The organism is Stenotrophomonas sp. YJH_SMC_43 (genome assembly GCF_059372535.1).
On sequence record NZ_JCAFVQ010000002.1, the window covers coordinates 694,033 to 708,098 of the forward strand.

The 14,066-nt window shown below is 67.4% G+C and carries 17 protein-coding genes; 10 read left to right on the forward strand and 7 right to left on the reverse strand.

Annotated elements, in window-relative coordinates; genetic code table 11:
• Positions 1 to 26: 26 nt before the first annotated feature.
• Together miaB and AC5QAH_RS09490 are read right to left on the reverse strand one after the other, a co-directional pair.
• A complete protein-coding gene (gene miaB / locus AC5QAH_RS09485) occupies positions 27 to 1,445 on the reverse strand; it encodes a tRNA (N6-isopentenyl adenosine(37)-C2)-methylthiotransferase MiaB (RefSeq protein WP_010486129.1) in 1,419 nt (472 codons plus the stop codon).
• Between the two features lie 188 nt (positions 1,446 to 1,633).
• Positions 1,634 to 2,254 (reverse strand): glutathione S-transferase family protein, encoded by a 621-nt coding sequence (locus AC5QAH_RS09490; protein WP_010486127.1) that lies wholly within the window; start codon positions 2,252 to 2,254, stop codon positions 1,634 to 1,636.
• An 80-nt stretch (positions 2,255 to 2,334) separates the two neighbouring features.
• On the opposite strand from AC5QAH_RS09490, the gene AC5QAH_RS09495 reads away from it, so the two are divergent.
• From AC5QAH_RS09495 to AC5QAH_RS09525, 7 genes are all read left to right on the forward strand, one after another.
• Positions 2,335 to 3,303, forward strand: a complete 969-nt coding sequence (locus AC5QAH_RS09495) for a helix-turn-helix transcriptional regulator (protein WP_495232275.1) — start codon at positions 2,335 to 2,337, stop codon at positions 3,301 to 3,303.
• Positions 3,304 to 3,349: 46 nt separating this feature from the next.
• On the forward strand, positions 3,350 to 4,276 hold the full coding sequence (locus AC5QAH_RS09500; RefSeq protein WP_019337152.1) for a lytic transglycosylase domain-containing protein: 927 nt from the start codon (positions 3,350 to 3,352) through the stop codon (positions 4,274 to 4,276).
• A gap of 201 nt (positions 4,277 to 4,477) precedes the next feature.
• Positions 4,478 to 5,098: a ubiquinol-cytochrome c reductase iron-sulfur subunit gene (gene petA / locus AC5QAH_RS09505; RefSeq protein WP_010486121.1), complete on the forward strand. Its 621-nt coding sequence runs from the start codon at positions 4,478 to 4,480 to the stop codon at positions 5,096 to 5,098.
• Positions 5,098 to 6,357, forward strand: coding sequence for a cytochrome b (locus AC5QAH_RS09510; protein ID WP_019337153.1), 1,260 nt, complete (start codon positions 5,098 to 5,100; stop codon positions 6,355 to 6,357). The genes petA and AC5QAH_RS09510 overlap by 1 nt, the downstream gene beginning before the upstream one ends.
• Positions 6,350 to 7,099, forward strand: coding sequence for a cytochrome c1 (locus AC5QAH_RS09515; protein WP_043400455.1), 750 nt, complete (start codon positions 6,350 to 6,352; stop codon positions 7,097 to 7,099). Before AC5QAH_RS09510 ends, AC5QAH_RS09515 begins: the two co-directional genes overlap by 8 nt.
• 134 nt (positions 7,100 to 7,233) lie before the next feature.
• Positions 7,234 to 7,869 carry a glutathione S-transferase N-terminal domain-containing protein gene (locus AC5QAH_RS09520; protein WP_495232276.1) on the forward strand — a complete coding sequence of 212 codons (636 nt, stop codon included), beginning with the start codon at positions 7,234 to 7,236 and terminating at the stop codon, positions 7,867 to 7,869.
• Between the two features lie 84 nt (positions 7,870 to 7,953).
• Positions 7,954 to 8,406, forward strand: a complete 453-nt coding sequence (locus AC5QAH_RS09525) for a ClpXP protease specificity-enhancing factor (protein WP_005412806.1) — start codon at positions 7,954 to 7,956, stop codon at positions 8,404 to 8,406.
• Between the two features lie 104 nt (positions 8,407 to 8,510).
• Here the strand turns inward: AC5QAH_RS09525 and AC5QAH_RS09530 are convergent, their stop codons facing one another.
• From AC5QAH_RS09530 to AC5QAH_RS09545, 4 genes are all read right to left on the reverse strand, one after another.
• Positions 8,511 to 8,858 (reverse strand): DUF3301 domain-containing protein, encoded by a 348-nt coding sequence (locus AC5QAH_RS09530; protein ID WP_495232277.1) that lies wholly within the window; start codon positions 8,856 to 8,858, stop codon positions 8,511 to 8,513.
• Between the two features lie 68 nt (positions 8,859 to 8,926).
• Positions 8,927 to 9,925 (reverse strand): DUF2272 domain-containing protein, encoded by a 999-nt coding sequence (locus AC5QAH_RS09535; RefSeq protein WP_049455528.1) that lies wholly within the window; start codon positions 9,923 to 9,925, stop codon positions 8,927 to 8,929.
• Between the two features lie 181 nt (positions 9,926 to 10,106).
• Entirely contained in the window at positions 10,107 to 10,958 is an 852-nt protein-coding gene (gene nadC / locus AC5QAH_RS09540) for a carboxylating nicotinate-nucleotide diphosphorylase (protein WP_049455527.1), read from the reverse strand.
• Positions 10,955 to 11,224 carry a Trm112 family protein gene (locus tag AC5QAH_RS09545; protein ID WP_049455526.1) on the reverse strand — a complete coding sequence of 90 codons (270 nt, stop codon included), beginning with the start codon at positions 11,222 to 11,224 and terminating at the stop codon, positions 10,955 to 10,957. The genes nadC and AC5QAH_RS09545 overlap by 4 nt, the downstream gene beginning before the upstream one ends.
• A 58-nt stretch (positions 11,225 to 11,282) precedes the next feature.
• Here AC5QAH_RS09545 and purE point away from each other — a divergent pair, with 58 nt between their 5' ends.
• The 3 genes from purE to AC5QAH_RS09560 all read left to right on the forward strand — a co-directional run bounded on the left by purE (position 11,283) and on the right by AC5QAH_RS09560 (position 13,385).
• A complete protein-coding gene (gene purE / locus AC5QAH_RS09550; protein ID WP_005412808.1) occupies positions 11,283 to 11,786 on the forward strand; it encodes a 5-(carboxyamino)imidazole ribonucleotide mutase in 504 nt (167 codons plus the stop codon).
• Positions 11,783 to 12,931, forward strand: a complete 1,149-nt coding sequence (locus tag AC5QAH_RS09555) for a 5-(carboxyamino)imidazole ribonucleotide synthase (protein ID WP_049455525.1) — start codon at positions 11,783 to 11,785, stop codon at positions 12,929 to 12,931. Before purE ends, AC5QAH_RS09555 begins: the two co-directional genes overlap by 4 nt.
• Before the next feature lie 112 nt (positions 12,932 to 13,043).
• Positions 13,044 to 13,385 (forward strand): carboxymuconolactone decarboxylase family protein, encoded by a 342-nt coding sequence (locus tag AC5QAH_RS09560; RefSeq protein WP_004152082.1) that lies wholly within the window; start codon positions 13,044 to 13,046, stop codon positions 13,383 to 13,385.
• A 74-nt stretch (positions 13,386 to 13,459) separates the two neighbouring features.
• Here AC5QAH_RS09560 and AC5QAH_RS09565 read toward each other — a convergent pair whose 3' ends face one another.
• Positions 13,460 to 14,038 (reverse strand): superoxide dismutase, encoded by a 579-nt coding sequence (locus tag AC5QAH_RS09565; protein WP_099559618.1) that lies wholly within the window; start codon positions 14,036 to 14,038, stop codon positions 13,460 to 13,462.
• Positions 14,039 to 14,066 lie beyond the last annotated feature (28 nt).

Below are 14,066 nucleotides of genomic sequence, written 5' to 3' on the forward strand. Positions count from 1 at the left end.
CGACCGTTGGTCGGCACACCCAGACCTTACTCCGCCACCACCCGCGCGCGCAGCGAATTGGTCAGCGCTTCGGTGATCACCACATCCACGAACTGGCCGATCAGCCGTGCCGGCGCCGGGAAGTTCACCGAGCGCATGTTCTCGGTCTTGCCGGTCAGCTCGTTCGGATTCTTGCGCGACGGACCTTCCACCAGCACGGTCTGCACCGTGCCCACCATCTTCTGGGAGATGCTGGCCGCGTGCGCATTGATGCGCTCCTGCAGGCGCGACAGGCGCGCGTGCTTTTCGGCATCGCTGATCGTGTCCTCCAGGTCGGCCGCTGGCGTGCCCGGGCGGCGCGAATAGATGAAGGAGAAGCTGTGGTCGAAGCCGATGTCTTCGATCAGCTTCATGGTCTTCTCGAAATCGGCATCGGTCTCGCCGGGGAAGCCGACGATGAAGTCCGAGCTGATCGAGATGTCCGGGCGCACCGCGCGCAGCTTGCGGATCTTCGACTTGAATTCCAGTGCGGTGTAGCCGCGCTTCATCGCCGACAGCACGCGGTCGCTGCCGGCCTGCACCGGCAGGTGCAGGAAGTTGGCCAGCTGCGGTACGTCGCGGAACGCATCGACCAGCGAATCGCTGAACTCCAGTGGGTGCGAGGTGGTGAAGCGGATGCGGCCAACGCCATCGATCTCGGCGATGGTGCGGATCAGCAGGCCCAGGTCGGCGAACTCACCATCGCCATACGGGCCACGGTAGGCGTTGACGTTCTGGCCGAGCAGGTTGATCTCGCGCACGCCCTGCGCGGCCAGCTGGGCCACTTCCACCACCACGTCCTCGAACGGGCGGCTGACCTCCGTGCCGCGGGTGTAGGGCACCACGCAGAACGAGCAGTACTTCGAGCAGCCTTCCATGATCGACACGAACGCCGAGGCGCCATCGGCACGCGGCTCCGGCAGGCGGTCGAACTTCTCGATCTCGGGGAAGCTGATGTCCACCTGCGGGCGCTTCTGTTCGCGCCGCGCGCGGATCAGTTCCGGCAGGCGGTGCAGGGTCTGCGGTCCGAACACCAGGTCGACGAACGGCGCGCGCTTGATGATCGCTTCGCCTTCCTGCGAGGCGACGCAGCCGCCGACGCCGATGATGACCTCGCGGCCCTTGTTCTTCAGGCCCTTCCACACGCCCAGCTGGCTGAATACCTTCTCCTGCGCCTTCTCGCGGATGGAGCAGGTGTTGACCAGGATGACGTCAGCGTCGTCCGGGGTATCGGTCAGTTCCAGGCCATCGCTGGCGGCAAGCACGTCGGCCATCTTGGCCGAGTCGTACTCGTTCATCTGGCAACCGTGGGTCTTGATGTACAGCTTGCCCTTGACCTGGTCGGGCTTGCGCGGACCAGCGGGCAGGGCAACGAGCGGGGTACCGCCCGGCGTGGCGGGCGGAAAGACGTCTGGCGTCCCGGTCATGGCGCTTAATCCATTCGGGTGGCGGGAAAGCGGGCAATTCTACCCGCATCCCGCGCCAGCCGCCGCGTTCATGCGGCCAAGCCCAAGCCCGGCGTGGTCATCACTGTAGAGCCGAGCCCACGCTCGGCTGCCTTGTGCAAGGCGGAGGAGCAGCCGAGCGTGGGCTCGGCTCTACAAGGGGGCGCTGATTACGCCGCCACCAGCTCCGCATCGATCCGCCGCGACCGGTCGAAGGCGGTCATCGCGCTCATCCGGGCGATGTAGTCGGCTGTTGCCGGCGCCGGCTGTACGAGGCCAAAGGCGGTGGTCCAGGCCAGCGCATTGCCCCACAGCACATCGGCGGCGCTCATCGTCTCGCCGAGCAGGTACGGGCCCTGCGCCAGCTGGGCCTCGACCACCTGCAGCACGGTCTCGGCGTCGTTGTACGGCGACATCAGGCGCGGCGGCGGCTCGCGATGCATCGCCTTGTCGATCATCGCCGGCTCGAAACAGGCGCCATAGAAGGCCATCCAGCGCAGGTAGGGCCCGCGCAGGGCGTCGCCGATCGGCGGGGCCAGCCCGGCTTCCGGATACAGGTCGGCCAGGTACAGATAAATGGCCACCTGTTCGGTTACCAGTGCGCCGTTGTGGACGATGGCCGGCACCTTGCCCATCGGGTTGATGGCCAGGTAGGCCGGGGCCAGGTTGGCGCCGGCCTTCAGGTCCAGCACCTGCATGCGGTAGTCGGCACCCAGCGCTTCGAGCAGGGCCACGGCGCCGCTCGAGCGGGAACGGGCGGCGTGGTACAGGGTGATCCGGCGTGAATTCATGGCATTGCTCCTTGCGGTGGGTGGTGAACTGGAGGCCATCCTGGGGCATTATTGCGGACGACTTCTGTCCTCGATCCTTCATGCGCCATACCGCCCACCGACTGCTGCGCCTGATCGCCCTGTTGCAGGCCCGCCGCCAGTGGTCCGGGGCCGAGCTCGCCGAGCGCATGGGTGTGGACCGGCGCAGCATCCGCCGCGATATCGAGCGCCTGCGCGAGCTGGGCTACCCGGTGCAGGCCTCGGCCGGGGTCGGCGGCGGCTATCAGCTGGGGGCCGGGGCGCCGGTACTGCCGATGCTGCTGGACGAGGAGGAGGCAACCACCCTGGCCATCGCCCTGCGCGCGGCCTCGGCCACCGTCGCCGGCATCGACGACACCGCGCGTGGCCTGCTGTCCAAGCTCGACCCGCTGGTGCCGACCCGTCGCCGCCAGCAGGCCGGCGAGGTGCATGCAGCGACGGCCACCCTGTCCGATCTTCCGTCCACCGACGCACGCCTGCTCGGACGGCTGGCCCAGTACTGCCGGCAGGCGTCACGGCTGGCCTTCGAATACCGCAGCGCGCATGAGGCTGTTACCCAGCGCGAAGTCGAGGCACAGCACCTGGTCAATTACGGCCGGCGCTGGTACCTGTTGGCCTGGGATCTGGGCCGGCAGGACTGGCGCACCCTGCGTGTGGACCGGATGGGCGCGGTGCGCGAATGCACCGAGCCCGGCCTGCATCGGCGCACGCCGGCACCCCCGGACGTGATGGTGCGGCAGGCGGTCAGCCAGGCCCCGTTCGCGCTGCAGGCCATCGTCCGCCTGGCCGGCAGCCGCGCCGAGCTGGAAGGCCGCATTCCTCCCTGGTGCGGGGTGCTGGAGGCGGATGGTGCCGAGCACTGTCTGCTGCGCATGGGGGCCGAGAGCCGGGGCATGATGCTGGCGCAGATCCTCAGCCTGGACCGCGTGCCGGTGGCGCTGTGGACCACGCCGCCGGGCCTGCGCGACGAACTGGCCCAGCGCCTGGCCGGGCTGGGCCAGGTGCTGGCCGTGCCGCCGGTCACAGGCTGAGCCACATCGCTTGGCAAGCTCCGGCGAAGCTGGGACACTCGCCGCCATGAAGGGGATACTGGGGACAACGGCGATCATCATCGCTGCGCTGACCGCTGCGCCGGCCAGCGCTGGCACCCTGTACAAGTGCCAGGGCCCTGACGGCGTCACCAGTTATGTAAGCAAGCGGGTGGCAGGTGCGCGCTGCAGCACCATCAGCTACAGCCGCGACACCCGTCCTGCGCCGCGCCCGGTGGTGGCCGCATCCAGGCCGGCGCCGACCACGGTGGCCAGCATCGAACGCAACCCGGTTGCCGTTGCCGCCAGCGCCGCAGCGCCGGCAACGGTTGCGCCGGCACCTGCATCCGCGCCCGCAGCTGCTCCGGCACAGCCGGCCGCCTCGCGTGCCGGGCGCATGGTCAGCGGTCAGGTCTATTCCTTCATGAAGGACGGCGTGCGCCACTACACCAGTGCGCGCCCGACCCAGGTCGCCAACCTCGGCCCGGTGCGGACCATCCGCTACAGCTTCATGGAGCGCTGCTACGCGTGCGGGGTCAATCCACGCGTGGACTTCGGCAGCGTGCGCCTGAACACCTCGGCCTTCCAGACCGAGATCACCTCGGCCGCGCGCGAGTTCGGCGTGGAAGAGGCGGTGGTGCGGGCCATCATCCATGCCGAGTCGGCCTACAACCCGACCGCGCTCAGCCGTGCCGGTGCGCAGGGCCTGATGCAGCTGATGCCGCCAACCGCCGCGCGCTTCGGGGTCAGTGACTCCTACGATGCCGGGCAGAACATCCGCGGCGGCGTGCAGTATCTTGCGTGGTTGCTGAAGCGCTTCAATGGCGACCTGACCCTTGCCGCAGCCGGCTACAACGCTGGCGAAGGCGCGGTCGACCGCCATGGCGGCGTACCGCCCTACAGCGAAACCCAGTACTACGTGCGCCGGGTCGGGCAGCTGGCCGAGCGTTACCGCACCGCCCTGAGCCACCAGTAGGTACCGCAGACTGGTGGGTGCCGACTGTCAGTCGGCACACCGTTGAACAGGTAGGTGCCGACTGTTGGTCGGCACTCCTTGCAAAGAGCGTTGTGTGGCGCGCGACGGTTCCGCTACACTCAACCGTGATTCAATGCGGCTCTGGCCCCCACCGGATCCGCTGGCAGCCTTAAAGCTACCTAATCAATATCGGAGTGCCGGATGGCCAACGATGGGGTACACGATCCAGTCAACACCGGACGTCGGCGTTTTCTTTCTGCCACCACAGCCGTGGTGGGCGCCGTCGGCGTCGGATTCACCGCAGTTCCTTTCATCAAATCCTGGAACCCCAGTGCCCGCGCCAAGCTTGCCGGCGCACCGGTGGTGGCCGACATCAGCGCCCTGCAGGAAGGCCAACGCCTGATCGTGGAATGGCGTGGCCAGCCGATCTGGATCGTCAAGCGGTCCAAGGCGATCCTCGATGCGCTGCACGGGCTGGACGGCCGTCTCAAGGACCCCGAGTCCGGCGAGAAGGACCAGCAGCCGGAATACGTGCTGAAGCAGAACCCCGAGCTGCGCTCGATCAAGCCGGATATTTCCGTGCTGGTCGGCCTGTGCACGCACCTGGGCTGCTCGCCGGAAATGGTCGCCGAGATCCGCCCTGAGCCCTACGACCCGCAGTGGAAGGGCGGCTACTTCTGCCCCTGCCACAAGTCGCGCTTCGACATGTCCGGTCGTGTCTTCAAGGACGTGCCGGCGCCGATCAACCTGAAGGTGCCCGCGCACCACTACCAGGACGACAACACCATCATCATCGGTGTCGATCCGCAGGGGGCTGCCTGATGGCCAATATCCTCAGCCGTACCGCCAGCGGCGTGGCCGACTGGGTCAATGCCCGCGCACCGGGCCTGATGCCGGTGTACCGCAAGCACGTCAGCGAGTACTACGCGCCGAAGAACTTCAACATCTGGTACTACTTCGGTTCGCTGGCGCTGCTGGTGCTGGTCAACCAGATCGTCACCGGCATCTTCCTGACGATGCACTACAAGACCAACGCCGCCGAGGCGTTCGGCTCCATTGAATACATCATGCGTGATGTGGAGTGGGGCTGGCTGATCCGCTACATGCACTCCACCGGGGCCTCGCTGTTCTTCATCGTGGTCTACCTGCACATGTTCCGCGGCCTGCTGTACGGCAGCTACCAGAAGCCGCGCGAACTGGTGTGGATCCTGGGCATGCTGATCTACCTGGTGCTGATGGCCGAAGCGTTCATGGGCTACGTGTTGCCGTGGGGCCAGATGTCGTTCTGGGGCGCCAAGGTGATCATCTCGCTGTTCGGCGCGATACCGGTGATCGGCAACGGCCTGACCGAGTGGATCATGGGCGACTACCTGCCCAGTGACGCCACGCTCAACCGCTTCTTCGCACTGCACGTCATCGCCCTGCCGCTGGTGCTGTTGCTGCTGGTGGTGCTGCACCTGGGCGCGCTGCACGAAGTGGGGTCGAACAACCCCGATGGCGTGGAGATCAAGAAGGGGCCGAAGGGCAACCGCTGGTCGCCGAACGCTCCGGCCGACGGTATTCCGTTCCACCCGTACTACACGCTCAAGGATGGTGTCGGCGCCGGCTTCCTGCTGATCATCGCCGCCTTCATCATCTTCTTCGCGCCTGGTTTCGGCGGCCTGTTCCTGGAGCACGACAACTTCACCGAGGCCAACCGCCTGGTCACCCCGGAGCACATCAAGCCGGTCTGGTACTACACGCCCTACTACGCGATGTTGCGCGTGGTGCCGAACAAGCTGGGCGGCGTGCTGGTGATGTTCTCGGCCATTGCGATCCTGTTCCTGGTGCCGTGGCTGGACAAGGCCAGGGTGAAGTCGGTGCGCTACCGCGGCTGGATCTCGAAGGTGATGCTGGGCGTGCTGGCGGTGTGCTTCGTCTGGCTGGGCGTGATTGGTTCCGGCCCGGGCACCGACGTGCACGAGACCTACATCGGGCGGGTGCTGACCTTCCTGTACTTCGCGTTCTTCATCACCATGCCGCTATGGACACGGTTGGACAGGACCAAGCCGGTACCGGAGAGGGTGACCACCCATGACTGATCGCTGGATGGTCCGGCTGGCCCTGACGGCCGCCCTGATGCTGGGCAGTTTCCTGGCCTCCGCCGCCGAAGGCGGCACCAAGCTGCTGCAGGCCGGCAACGACCTCGGTGACCGCGCCTCGCTGCAGCGCGGCGCGCAGCTGTACATGAACTACTGCTCCGGCTGCCACGCGCTGAAGTACCTGCGCTATTCGCGGATGGCGCAGGACCTGGGCCTGACCGAAGAGGAGGTGATGAACAACCTCAACTTCACCGGCTCGGCGATCGGCGATCCGATCCCGGTGGCGATGTCCAAGGAGAATGCCGAGAAGTGGTTCGGCAAGATGCCGCCGGACCTCAGCCTGATCTCGCGCGTGCGGGGCAGTGACTGGGTCTACACCTATCTCAAGTCGTTCTACCTGGACAGCAGCCGGCCGCTGGGCTGGAACAACGCGCTGTTCGCCAACGCGTCCATGCCCAACCCGCTGTGGGAAATGCAGGGCCTGCAGCATGCCGTGCATGGCAAGCCCGAAGCGCCGGGCATGGACCCGCCGGTGACCGGCCTGAAGATTGAAACGCCGGGTTCGGTCGATGCCGGGCAGTACGACCAGGCCGTGCGGGACATCACCAACTTCCTCGAATATGCCGGCGAACCGGCCGCGCTCAAGCGCCAGCAGCTGGGCGTGTGGGTGATCCTGTTCCTGGCCCTGCTGACCTTCCTGCTGTATCTGTTGAAGAAGGAATACTGGAAGGACGTTCACTGAATCTGCCGCCGGCCATCGCACGGGCCTATTGGCTTTTGTGATGGTCGGTTGCACACTCGGGGAGGAGTCGATCGCTGGCACGGTGCCGGCGGCGCCGATGCGGCAGGCGGTCTCCTGTCGTGGGAGAGCCTTTGATGGCGGCGAGCGTACGCATGCGCAATACACTGACGCTGTTTTCCTCGAACGACGATGTACTGTGCCACCGTGTACGCCTGGTCCTGGCGGCCAAGGGTGTGACCTTCGACTTCGTTCCGGTCGATCCACAGAACCCGCCTGAAGACCTGATCGACCTCAATCCGTACCACTCGGTGCCGACGCTGGTCGAACGCGAACTGGTGCTTTACGCCGCGTCGGTGGTCAGCGAGTACCTGGACGAGCGCTACCCGCATCCGCCGCTGATGCCGGTCGACCCGCTGTCGCGTGCGCGCATCCGCCTGGCCATGCTGCGCATCGAGCACGACTGGGTGCCGCAGGTGCAGGCCATCCAGCTGGGCAACAAGACCCAGGCCGAGGCCGGCCGCAAGCGCCTGAAGGAGTTGCTGACCGCCTCGCTGCCGCTGTTCAAGGCCAGCAAGTTCTTCCTCAACCCGGAAATGAGCCTGGCCGACTGCGCGATGGCGCCGATCATCTGGCGCCTGCAGTCGCTGGACGTACCGCTGCCGAAGGACGGCAAGGCGATCGAAGACTACGGCAACCGCATCTTCCGCCATCCCGGTTTCGTCCGCAGCCTGACCGACCAGGAAAACAAGCTGCGCGATCTGCCGGTCTGATCCGGGCATGCGTTACCCGTCTGCACGCCGACCGGCGTGCAGGCGATCCGCCCCGGCAGGGCGCCGGGCGCGTACACTTCACGCATGACCGAAGACTTCTTCCACATGACCAGCCACCGCCCGTACCTGCTGCGGGCGCTGGTGGAATGGATCAACGACAACCAGCTGACCCCGCACATCCTGGTCGACGCCGGCGTTCCCGGCGTGCAGGTCCCGCCTTCGGCGGTCAAGGATGGCCGGGTCGTGCTCAACATCGCCGAACGTGCCGTCGTGCGGCTGATGATCGACAACGAGATGGTGAGCTTCTCGGCGCGCTTCTCCGGCACCAGCTACCCGGTGCAGGTACCGATCAGCGCCGTGCTGGCCGTCTACGCCCGCGAGACCGGGCAGGGCATGGCATTGCCGGATGACATTCCGGGCAACGAAACCGCGCCGACCAGCGACGAGCTGCTGCACGAGGAAGGCACGCCGCCGGACGATACGCCGCCGGCCAGTCCGCCGCCGAAGGGGCGCCCGAACCTGCGCGTGGTCAAGTAATGTTTCCGACGCCGCCCCGATGGGCGGCGTTTTCCTTTGCAGGATTTATCGGCGGGTGCCGGAATTGTGTGGGTGCCGACCGTTGGTCGGCACACCTTCAGGTCCTACACATCCTCGGCATCGTCCACATCTGCGCGGATCTGGCTGATCCGCGCCGCGCCCGGGCCAGTGAATGAGATCAGCTGATCGCCGCGCAGCACCATGCGGCCTACATGGCGATCGATGCCATCGTAGGAATACTCGAACTTGAAGGTGCGCTCGAAGCCGAGTCGGCCATCCTCGCCGCGCGACAGGCGCAGGCCGGTGGCGTGCACCGCCTGGTCCAACCATTGCACATCGGCGGCGCGGCAGGCATTGCGCCCCAGTTCGACCGCGCGCTCGGCGGCCGAACGTGCGGCATTCCAGAAGAAATAGATGATTCCGCCGGCAATCAGCAGCAGCAGGGTGGGCATGGCTTCAGCCGTCAGAGGTCGATCCCGCAAAGATGGCGGCGAACGCGCGCTGGATCAAGCGCCTCGCATCACCGCGTCGGTTGTGGACCAGCAGAGACTGGTTGAGGCGGTATGACGACCGGCTGCGGTGGCGCGGGCTGCATTGGCGTCGCAGTTGGCGACGGCATCACCAGCGGTGATGTGGCGGTCAACTGCAGCAGCGCTGCCCAGTCCTGGCGGTTGAAGCTGCATTCGTCCTCGCGGCCGGGCGTGCAGCTGGGGTCGATGCCGGTACTGTCGCGTTCGCGTGCCGGAGGCAACTTGATCAGCCCGGTGCGGTCCAGCTGCAGCAACCGCATCGCCACGGTGTTCATGACGTTGCCACCGACCAGGTACAGGATCTGGTCGCCCCCCAGGTTGGCAGCCACCACCACTTCGCAATGCGATTTCCAGTGGCCCACCGAACCGTTGCCCAGCGCCTGCACCAGCCCGCTGTAGCTGAGCGTGGTGCTGCGGTCGCGCAGGAAGCACAGCAGGTCGCCGGGCGCGGGCTTGGCGGTGGCCGGGTCGACCAGCCGGTAGGGCACGCCCGAAGGCCCACCCTGGTACGCGGCGCGGATGTAGTCGATATGGCGCGGCGAGGTGTTGAAGCCGGGCACGCCGGCACGCACCATCACCCACGAAATGAAGGCGGCTGACCACGGGTTGTCGATCAGGAACGCGCGGCAGTCGCTGTCGGTGTAGCGCGTGCCCAGCGGCGCCAGGCAGCTGCTGGCGCCGGTGATGCTGCCCATTGCGTTGAGCGTGCCGCTGTCGCGCCAGTAACCGGCTACGCGCTGCCAGGCGATCAGGCCGTTGTCGGCCAGGTGATCACGTTCGGCTTCGGTGACGCTGAGGCTGGCGGCGCGGCCATCGCGGTCGATGAAGGGCCGGTACCAGAGCCGGTGCTCGTTGCAGGCAGTGTTGCGGATGGCCACCGCCAGCGGACTCAGGCCGAAGCGCGGTGGCACATCGCAGGCTTCGGCGGCCGCTGCGGACAAGGGGGCTGCCGCGAGCAGCAGACAGGCAGGCAAGAGCATCCGGCGCATGCGCGGCTCCTGTGGGGGATGCCGGCAGCGTCGCAGAGGCAGGCGTGGCCGAGCCGTGAAGGCGTCCCGGATCGTGTAGAGCCGAGCCCATGCCCGGCTTATCGCGCGAAGCGCGTGCAGGGCGCGCCGCAGATCGAGAAGCAGCCGAGCGTGGGCTCGGCGCTACAAGGTCCCGTAGGCCTCAACCCGGCGGCGGGCCCAGCTTCAACGACAGGTCAATCGCCTGCACGTGCTTGGTCAGGCCACCAATGGAGATGCAGTCCACGCCGTCCTCCGCGATCGAACGCAGGCCACCCAGGCCCACGCTGCCGGACACTTCCAGCGCAATGCGGCCCGCCGTGATGCGCACGGCCTCGCGGCGCAGGTCCGGGCTGAAGTCATCCAGCAGGATGCGTTCGCAACCGGTTTCCAGCGCCTGGCGCAGCTGCGCCAGATCCTCCACCTCGACCACCAGCGGCAGCGCGGGCCATTGCCGGCGCGCGGCAGCCACGGCTGCGGGCAGCGAACCGGCAGCACGGATGTGGTTTTCCTTCAGCATCACTGTGTCGTACAGACCGAAGCGGTGGTTCTCGCCGCCGCCACAGCGCACTGCGTACTTCTGCGCCAGGCGCAGGCCGGGCAGGGTCTTGCGGGTATCGAGAATGCGCGTGCCGGTGCCGGCCACCGCCGCCACGTAACGCGCGGTGGTCGTGGCGGTGCCGGACAGCGTCTGCAGGAAGTTCAGCGAGGTGCGCTCGGCGCTCACCAGGCTGCGGCTGCGCCCATGCAGCAGGGCCAGCACGGTGCCGGCAGTGACCGCGTCACCTTCGGAGACACGCCATTCAATGCGCACATCCGGGTCGAGCGCGCGGTGGGTGGCGTCGAACCAGGGGCGACCGGCGATCACCCCGTCCTGCTTGCACAGCAGGTACGCGCTGTCAGCCTGGTCGGGCAACAGCGCAGCGGTGACGTCGCCGCTGCCCAGGTCCTCGGCCAGCGCACGCGCGACATCGGCGGCGACAACGGCCGCATCCGGCGTCGGCAGCGCGCTCATGCGGCCGGGAAGTCGGCGATCTGGGCGGTGGAGATGGCTTCCTCGGCCAGCAGCACCGGGATGCCGTCGTCAACGCGGAAGACCTGCTTGCGGTCGCGGGTGACCAGCGCTTCGCGCAGCGGCTGCGCCAGCGGGTTGCCATCGGCCTTGTTCACCGCGCCGGCGGAAATGGCCTTGTTGAGGGCTTCCAAGCCCTTGCCATCCAGCAGGGACAGGGGCTGGCGGGTGTCCGGCGACACCAGCAGGTCGAGCAGCTTGCGATCCATGGTTCTTCGTCTTGCGTGGAAGATGGCTAGAATACGTCTTTAAGGCAGGTGACGGCCAATGACCCCCAACCCGATCGCGCCGCTTGTCGGCATCGTCATGGGTTCCCGTTCCGACTGGGAAACCATGCAGCACGCCGCCCAGAAGCTTGAAGCCCTGGGTGTTCCGTTCGAAGTGAAGGTGGTGTCCGCGCATCGGACGCCGGATGTGTTGTTCAGCTACGCCGAGCAGGCGGGCCCGCGTGGCCTGCGCGCGATCATCGCCGGAGCCGGCGGGGCCGCGCACCTGCCGGGCATGATCGCCGCCAAGACCGCCGTGCCGGTGCTGGGCGTGCCGGTCCAGTCCAAGGCCCTCAACGGCATGGATTCGCTGCTGTCGATCGTGCAGATGCCGGCCGGCATTCCGGTCGCCACCTTCGCCATCGGCAATGCCGGCGCCTCCAACGCCGCGCTGTTCGCCGCCGCGATGCTGGCCAGCGACCAGCCGGCGATCGGCCAGGCGCTCGACGCCTTCCGTGCACGCCAGACCGAAGACGTGATGGCCCACGACGATCCGCGCCAATGAGCCTGACCGTCGGCATCCTGGGCGGCGGTCAGCTCGCCCGCATGATGGTCCTGGCCGGTGCGCCGCTGGGATTGCGCTTCGAACTGTACGACCCGGCAGCCGACGCCTGCAGCGGCCCGCTGGCGCCGCTCACCGTCGGTGCCTTCGATGACCGCCAGGCGTTGGCGGATTTCGCCGCCAAGGTGGACGTGGTCACCTTCGATTTCGAGAACGTGCCTGCCGACAGCGCGCAGTTCCTGGCCGACCGCGTGCCGGTCTACCCGCCGCCGGCTGCGCTGGCGGTGGCCCAGGACCGGTTGAGCGAGAAGACCCTGTTCCAGCAGTTGGGCATTCCGCTGCCCGCCTTTGCCGATATCCGCAGCCGTGACGAGTTGGTCGCGAAGGCCGCCGAGTTCGGCCTGCCGTGCATCCTCAAGACCCGCCGCCTCGGTTACGACGGCAAGGGCCAGTTCCGCCTGCGCAGCGAAGCCGACATCGACGCTGCATGGGACGCGCTTGGCGCACAGGTCGAGCGCACCGGGCTGATCCTGGAAGGCTTCGTTGCCTTCCAGCGCGAGGTCAGTGTGGTCGCTGTGCGTGGCCGCGATGGCGGCTTCGAGGCCTGGCCGGTCACCGGCAACTGGCATGTCGACGGCGTGCTGTCGGCCAGCGTGGCCCCGGCCGTGCTGTCCGATGCCGATCAGCAGGCCGCGATCGGCTATGCCCGCCGCGTCGCCGAGCACCTGCAGTATGTGGGCGTGTTCGCACTGGAGCTGTTCTGTCGTGACGGCGAACTGCTGGCCAACGAGATGGCACCGCGCGTGCACAACTCCGGCCACTGGACCATCGAAGGCAGCGAGACCTCGCAGTTCGAGAACCATCTGCGTGCGGTGCTGGGCCTGCCGCTGGGCAGCACCCGCATGCTCGGCCATGCCTGCATGCTGAACTGGTTGGGCGCGATGCCCGACCCGGCGCCGGTGCTGGCTCAGGCCAGTGGCCATTGGCATGACTACGGCAAGGAGCCGCGCGAAGGTCGCAAGGTCGGCCACGCCACGTTGCGCGACGATGATGCCGCTGCATTGGCCGATGCGCTGGACCAGGTCGGCCTGGAGCTGGACCGCCAGGCCCAGGTGGCGCCGGCGGTACACGCGCTGCGCAATCGCTGAGCCCGGTAGTGCCGGCCGTTGGCCGGCAGTGCAACGCTGTGACGCGCCGGTGCAGGCATCGGCGCAACATTCCCGGTGGTAGCGTGGAGCTCCTTTCACAGGAGTCATCCCCATGCTCGACTGGAATGCCTACCGCAAGGAGCTTAAGGGTCGTATCGGCGAGATCGGCAAGCTCTCGCCGGACACGGTCAAGGGCTATGCCACGCTGGCCAACGCCGGTGCCCAGACCAACCACCTCGATGCCAAGACCCGCGAGCTGATCGCGCTGGCGGTGGCCGTGACCACCCGCTGCGACGGCTGCATCACCGTGCACGTGGATGCCGCGCTGAAGCACGGCGCCAGCCGCGAGGAGATCGCCGAGGCGCTCGGTGTGGCGGTGTCGCTGAACGCCGGTGCGGCGCTGGTGTACTCGGCGCGGGTGATGGACGCCGTGGCCGCGCACGAGAGCGCGTGATGCCTGATCTGTAGAGCCGAGCCCATGCTCGGCTGGCCGGACAGCAGCCGGGCGTGGGCTCGGCTCTACAGGGGTCAGCGCAGCTGGCTTTCGGCAAATTCCCAGTTGACCATCTGCCAGAACGCGTCCAGATACCGCGCGCGATCGTTCTGGTAGTCGGTGTAGTAAGCGTGCTCCCAGACGTCGCAGCACAGCAGCGGGGTGCTTTCACCGGTCAATGGCGTGCCTGCATTGCGGGTGGCCTGCAGGCCCAGCTGCCCGCCCGGATGCTGCACCAGCCAGACCCAGCCGGAGCCGAACAGGCCCAGCGCGGTGCGGTTGAATTCCTCGCGCAGGCGCTGCACGTCGCCGTACTGGCGCTTGACCAGTTCGCCCAGTCGCCCCTGCGGCTCACCGCCGCCGCGCGGGCGCAGGCACTGCCAGTAGAAGGCATGGTTCCAGGCCTGGGCGGCGGCATCGAACAGCGTGCCCTGGGCGTGGCGGACGATCTCCTCCAGCGACGCTTCCTCCCACTCGGTGCCGAGAATGCCGGCGTTGACGGCATCCACATAGGCGCGATGGTGGCGGCCGTGATGCAGTTCCACGGTCTGTGCGGACAGGTGCGGCTGCAGGGAGCCGGGAAGATAGGGCAGGGCGGGCAATTCGACAGGCATGGACAGGTTCGTGGCCAGGGGGCGGCGG

Excerpts from the sequence above, each read along its gene's own strand:
- miaB (WP_010486129.1), bottom strand. The coding sequence starts at position 1,445 with ATGACCGGGACGCCAGACGTCTTTCCGCCCGCCACGCCGGGCGGTACC.
- AC5QAH_RS09490 (WP_010486127.1), bottom strand. The coding sequence starts at position 2,254 with ATGAATTCACGCCGGATCACCCTGTACCACGCCGCCCGTTCCCGCTCG.
- AC5QAH_RS09495 (WP_495232275.1), top strand. The coding sequence starts at position 2,335 with ATGCGCCATACCGCCCACCGACTGCTGCGCCTGATCGCCCTGTTGCAG.
- AC5QAH_RS09500 (WP_019337152.1), top strand. The coding sequence starts at position 3,350 with ATGAAGGGGATACTGGGGACAACGGCGATCATCATCGCTGCGCTGACC.
- petA (WP_010486121.1), top strand. The coding sequence starts at position 4,478 with ATGGCCAACGATGGGGTACACGATCCAGTCAACACCGGACGTCGGCGT.
- AC5QAH_RS09510 (WP_019337153.1), top strand. The coding sequence starts at position 5,098 with ATGGCCAATATCCTCAGCCGTACCGCCAGCGGCGTGGCCGACTGGGTC.
- AC5QAH_RS09515 (WP_043400455.1), top strand. The coding sequence starts at position 6,350 with ATGACTGATCGCTGGATGGTCCGGCTGGCCCTGACGGCCGCCCTGATG.
- AC5QAH_RS09520 (WP_495232276.1), top strand. The coding sequence starts at position 7,234 with ATGGCGGCGAGCGTACGCATGCGCAATACACTGACGCTGTTTTCCTCG.
- AC5QAH_RS09525 (WP_005412806.1), top strand. The coding sequence starts at position 7,954 with ATGACCGAAGACTTCTTCCACATGACCAGCCACCGCCCGTACCTGCTG.
- AC5QAH_RS09530 (WP_495232277.1), bottom strand. The coding sequence starts at position 8,858 with ATGCCCACCCTGCTGCTGCTGATTGCCGGCGGAATCATCTATTTCTTC.
- AC5QAH_RS09535 (WP_049455528.1), bottom strand. The coding sequence starts at position 9,925 with ATGCGCCGGATGCTCTTGCCTGCCTGTCTGCTGCTCGCGGCAGCCCCC.
- nadC (WP_049455527.1), bottom strand. The coding sequence starts at position 10,958 with ATGAGCGCGCTGCCGACGCCGGATGCGGCCGTTGTCGCCGCCGATGTC.
- AC5QAH_RS09545 (WP_049455526.1), bottom strand. The coding sequence starts at position 11,224 with ATGGATCGCAAGCTGCTCGACCTGCTGGTGTCGCCGGACACCCGCCAG.
- purE (WP_005412808.1), top strand. The coding sequence starts at position 11,283 with ATGACCCCCAACCCGATCGCGCCGCTTGTCGGCATCGTCATGGGTTCC.
- AC5QAH_RS09555 (WP_049455525.1), top strand. The coding sequence starts at position 11,783 with ATGAGCCTGACCGTCGGCATCCTGGGCGGCGGTCAGCTCGCCCGCATG.
- AC5QAH_RS09560 (WP_004152082.1), top strand. The coding sequence starts at position 13,044 with ATGCTCGACTGGAATGCCTACCGCAAGGAGCTTAAGGGTCGTATCGGC.
- AC5QAH_RS09565 (WP_099559618.1), bottom strand. The coding sequence starts at position 14,038 with ATGCCTGTCGAATTGCCCGCCCTGCCCTATCTTCCCGGCTCCCTGCAG.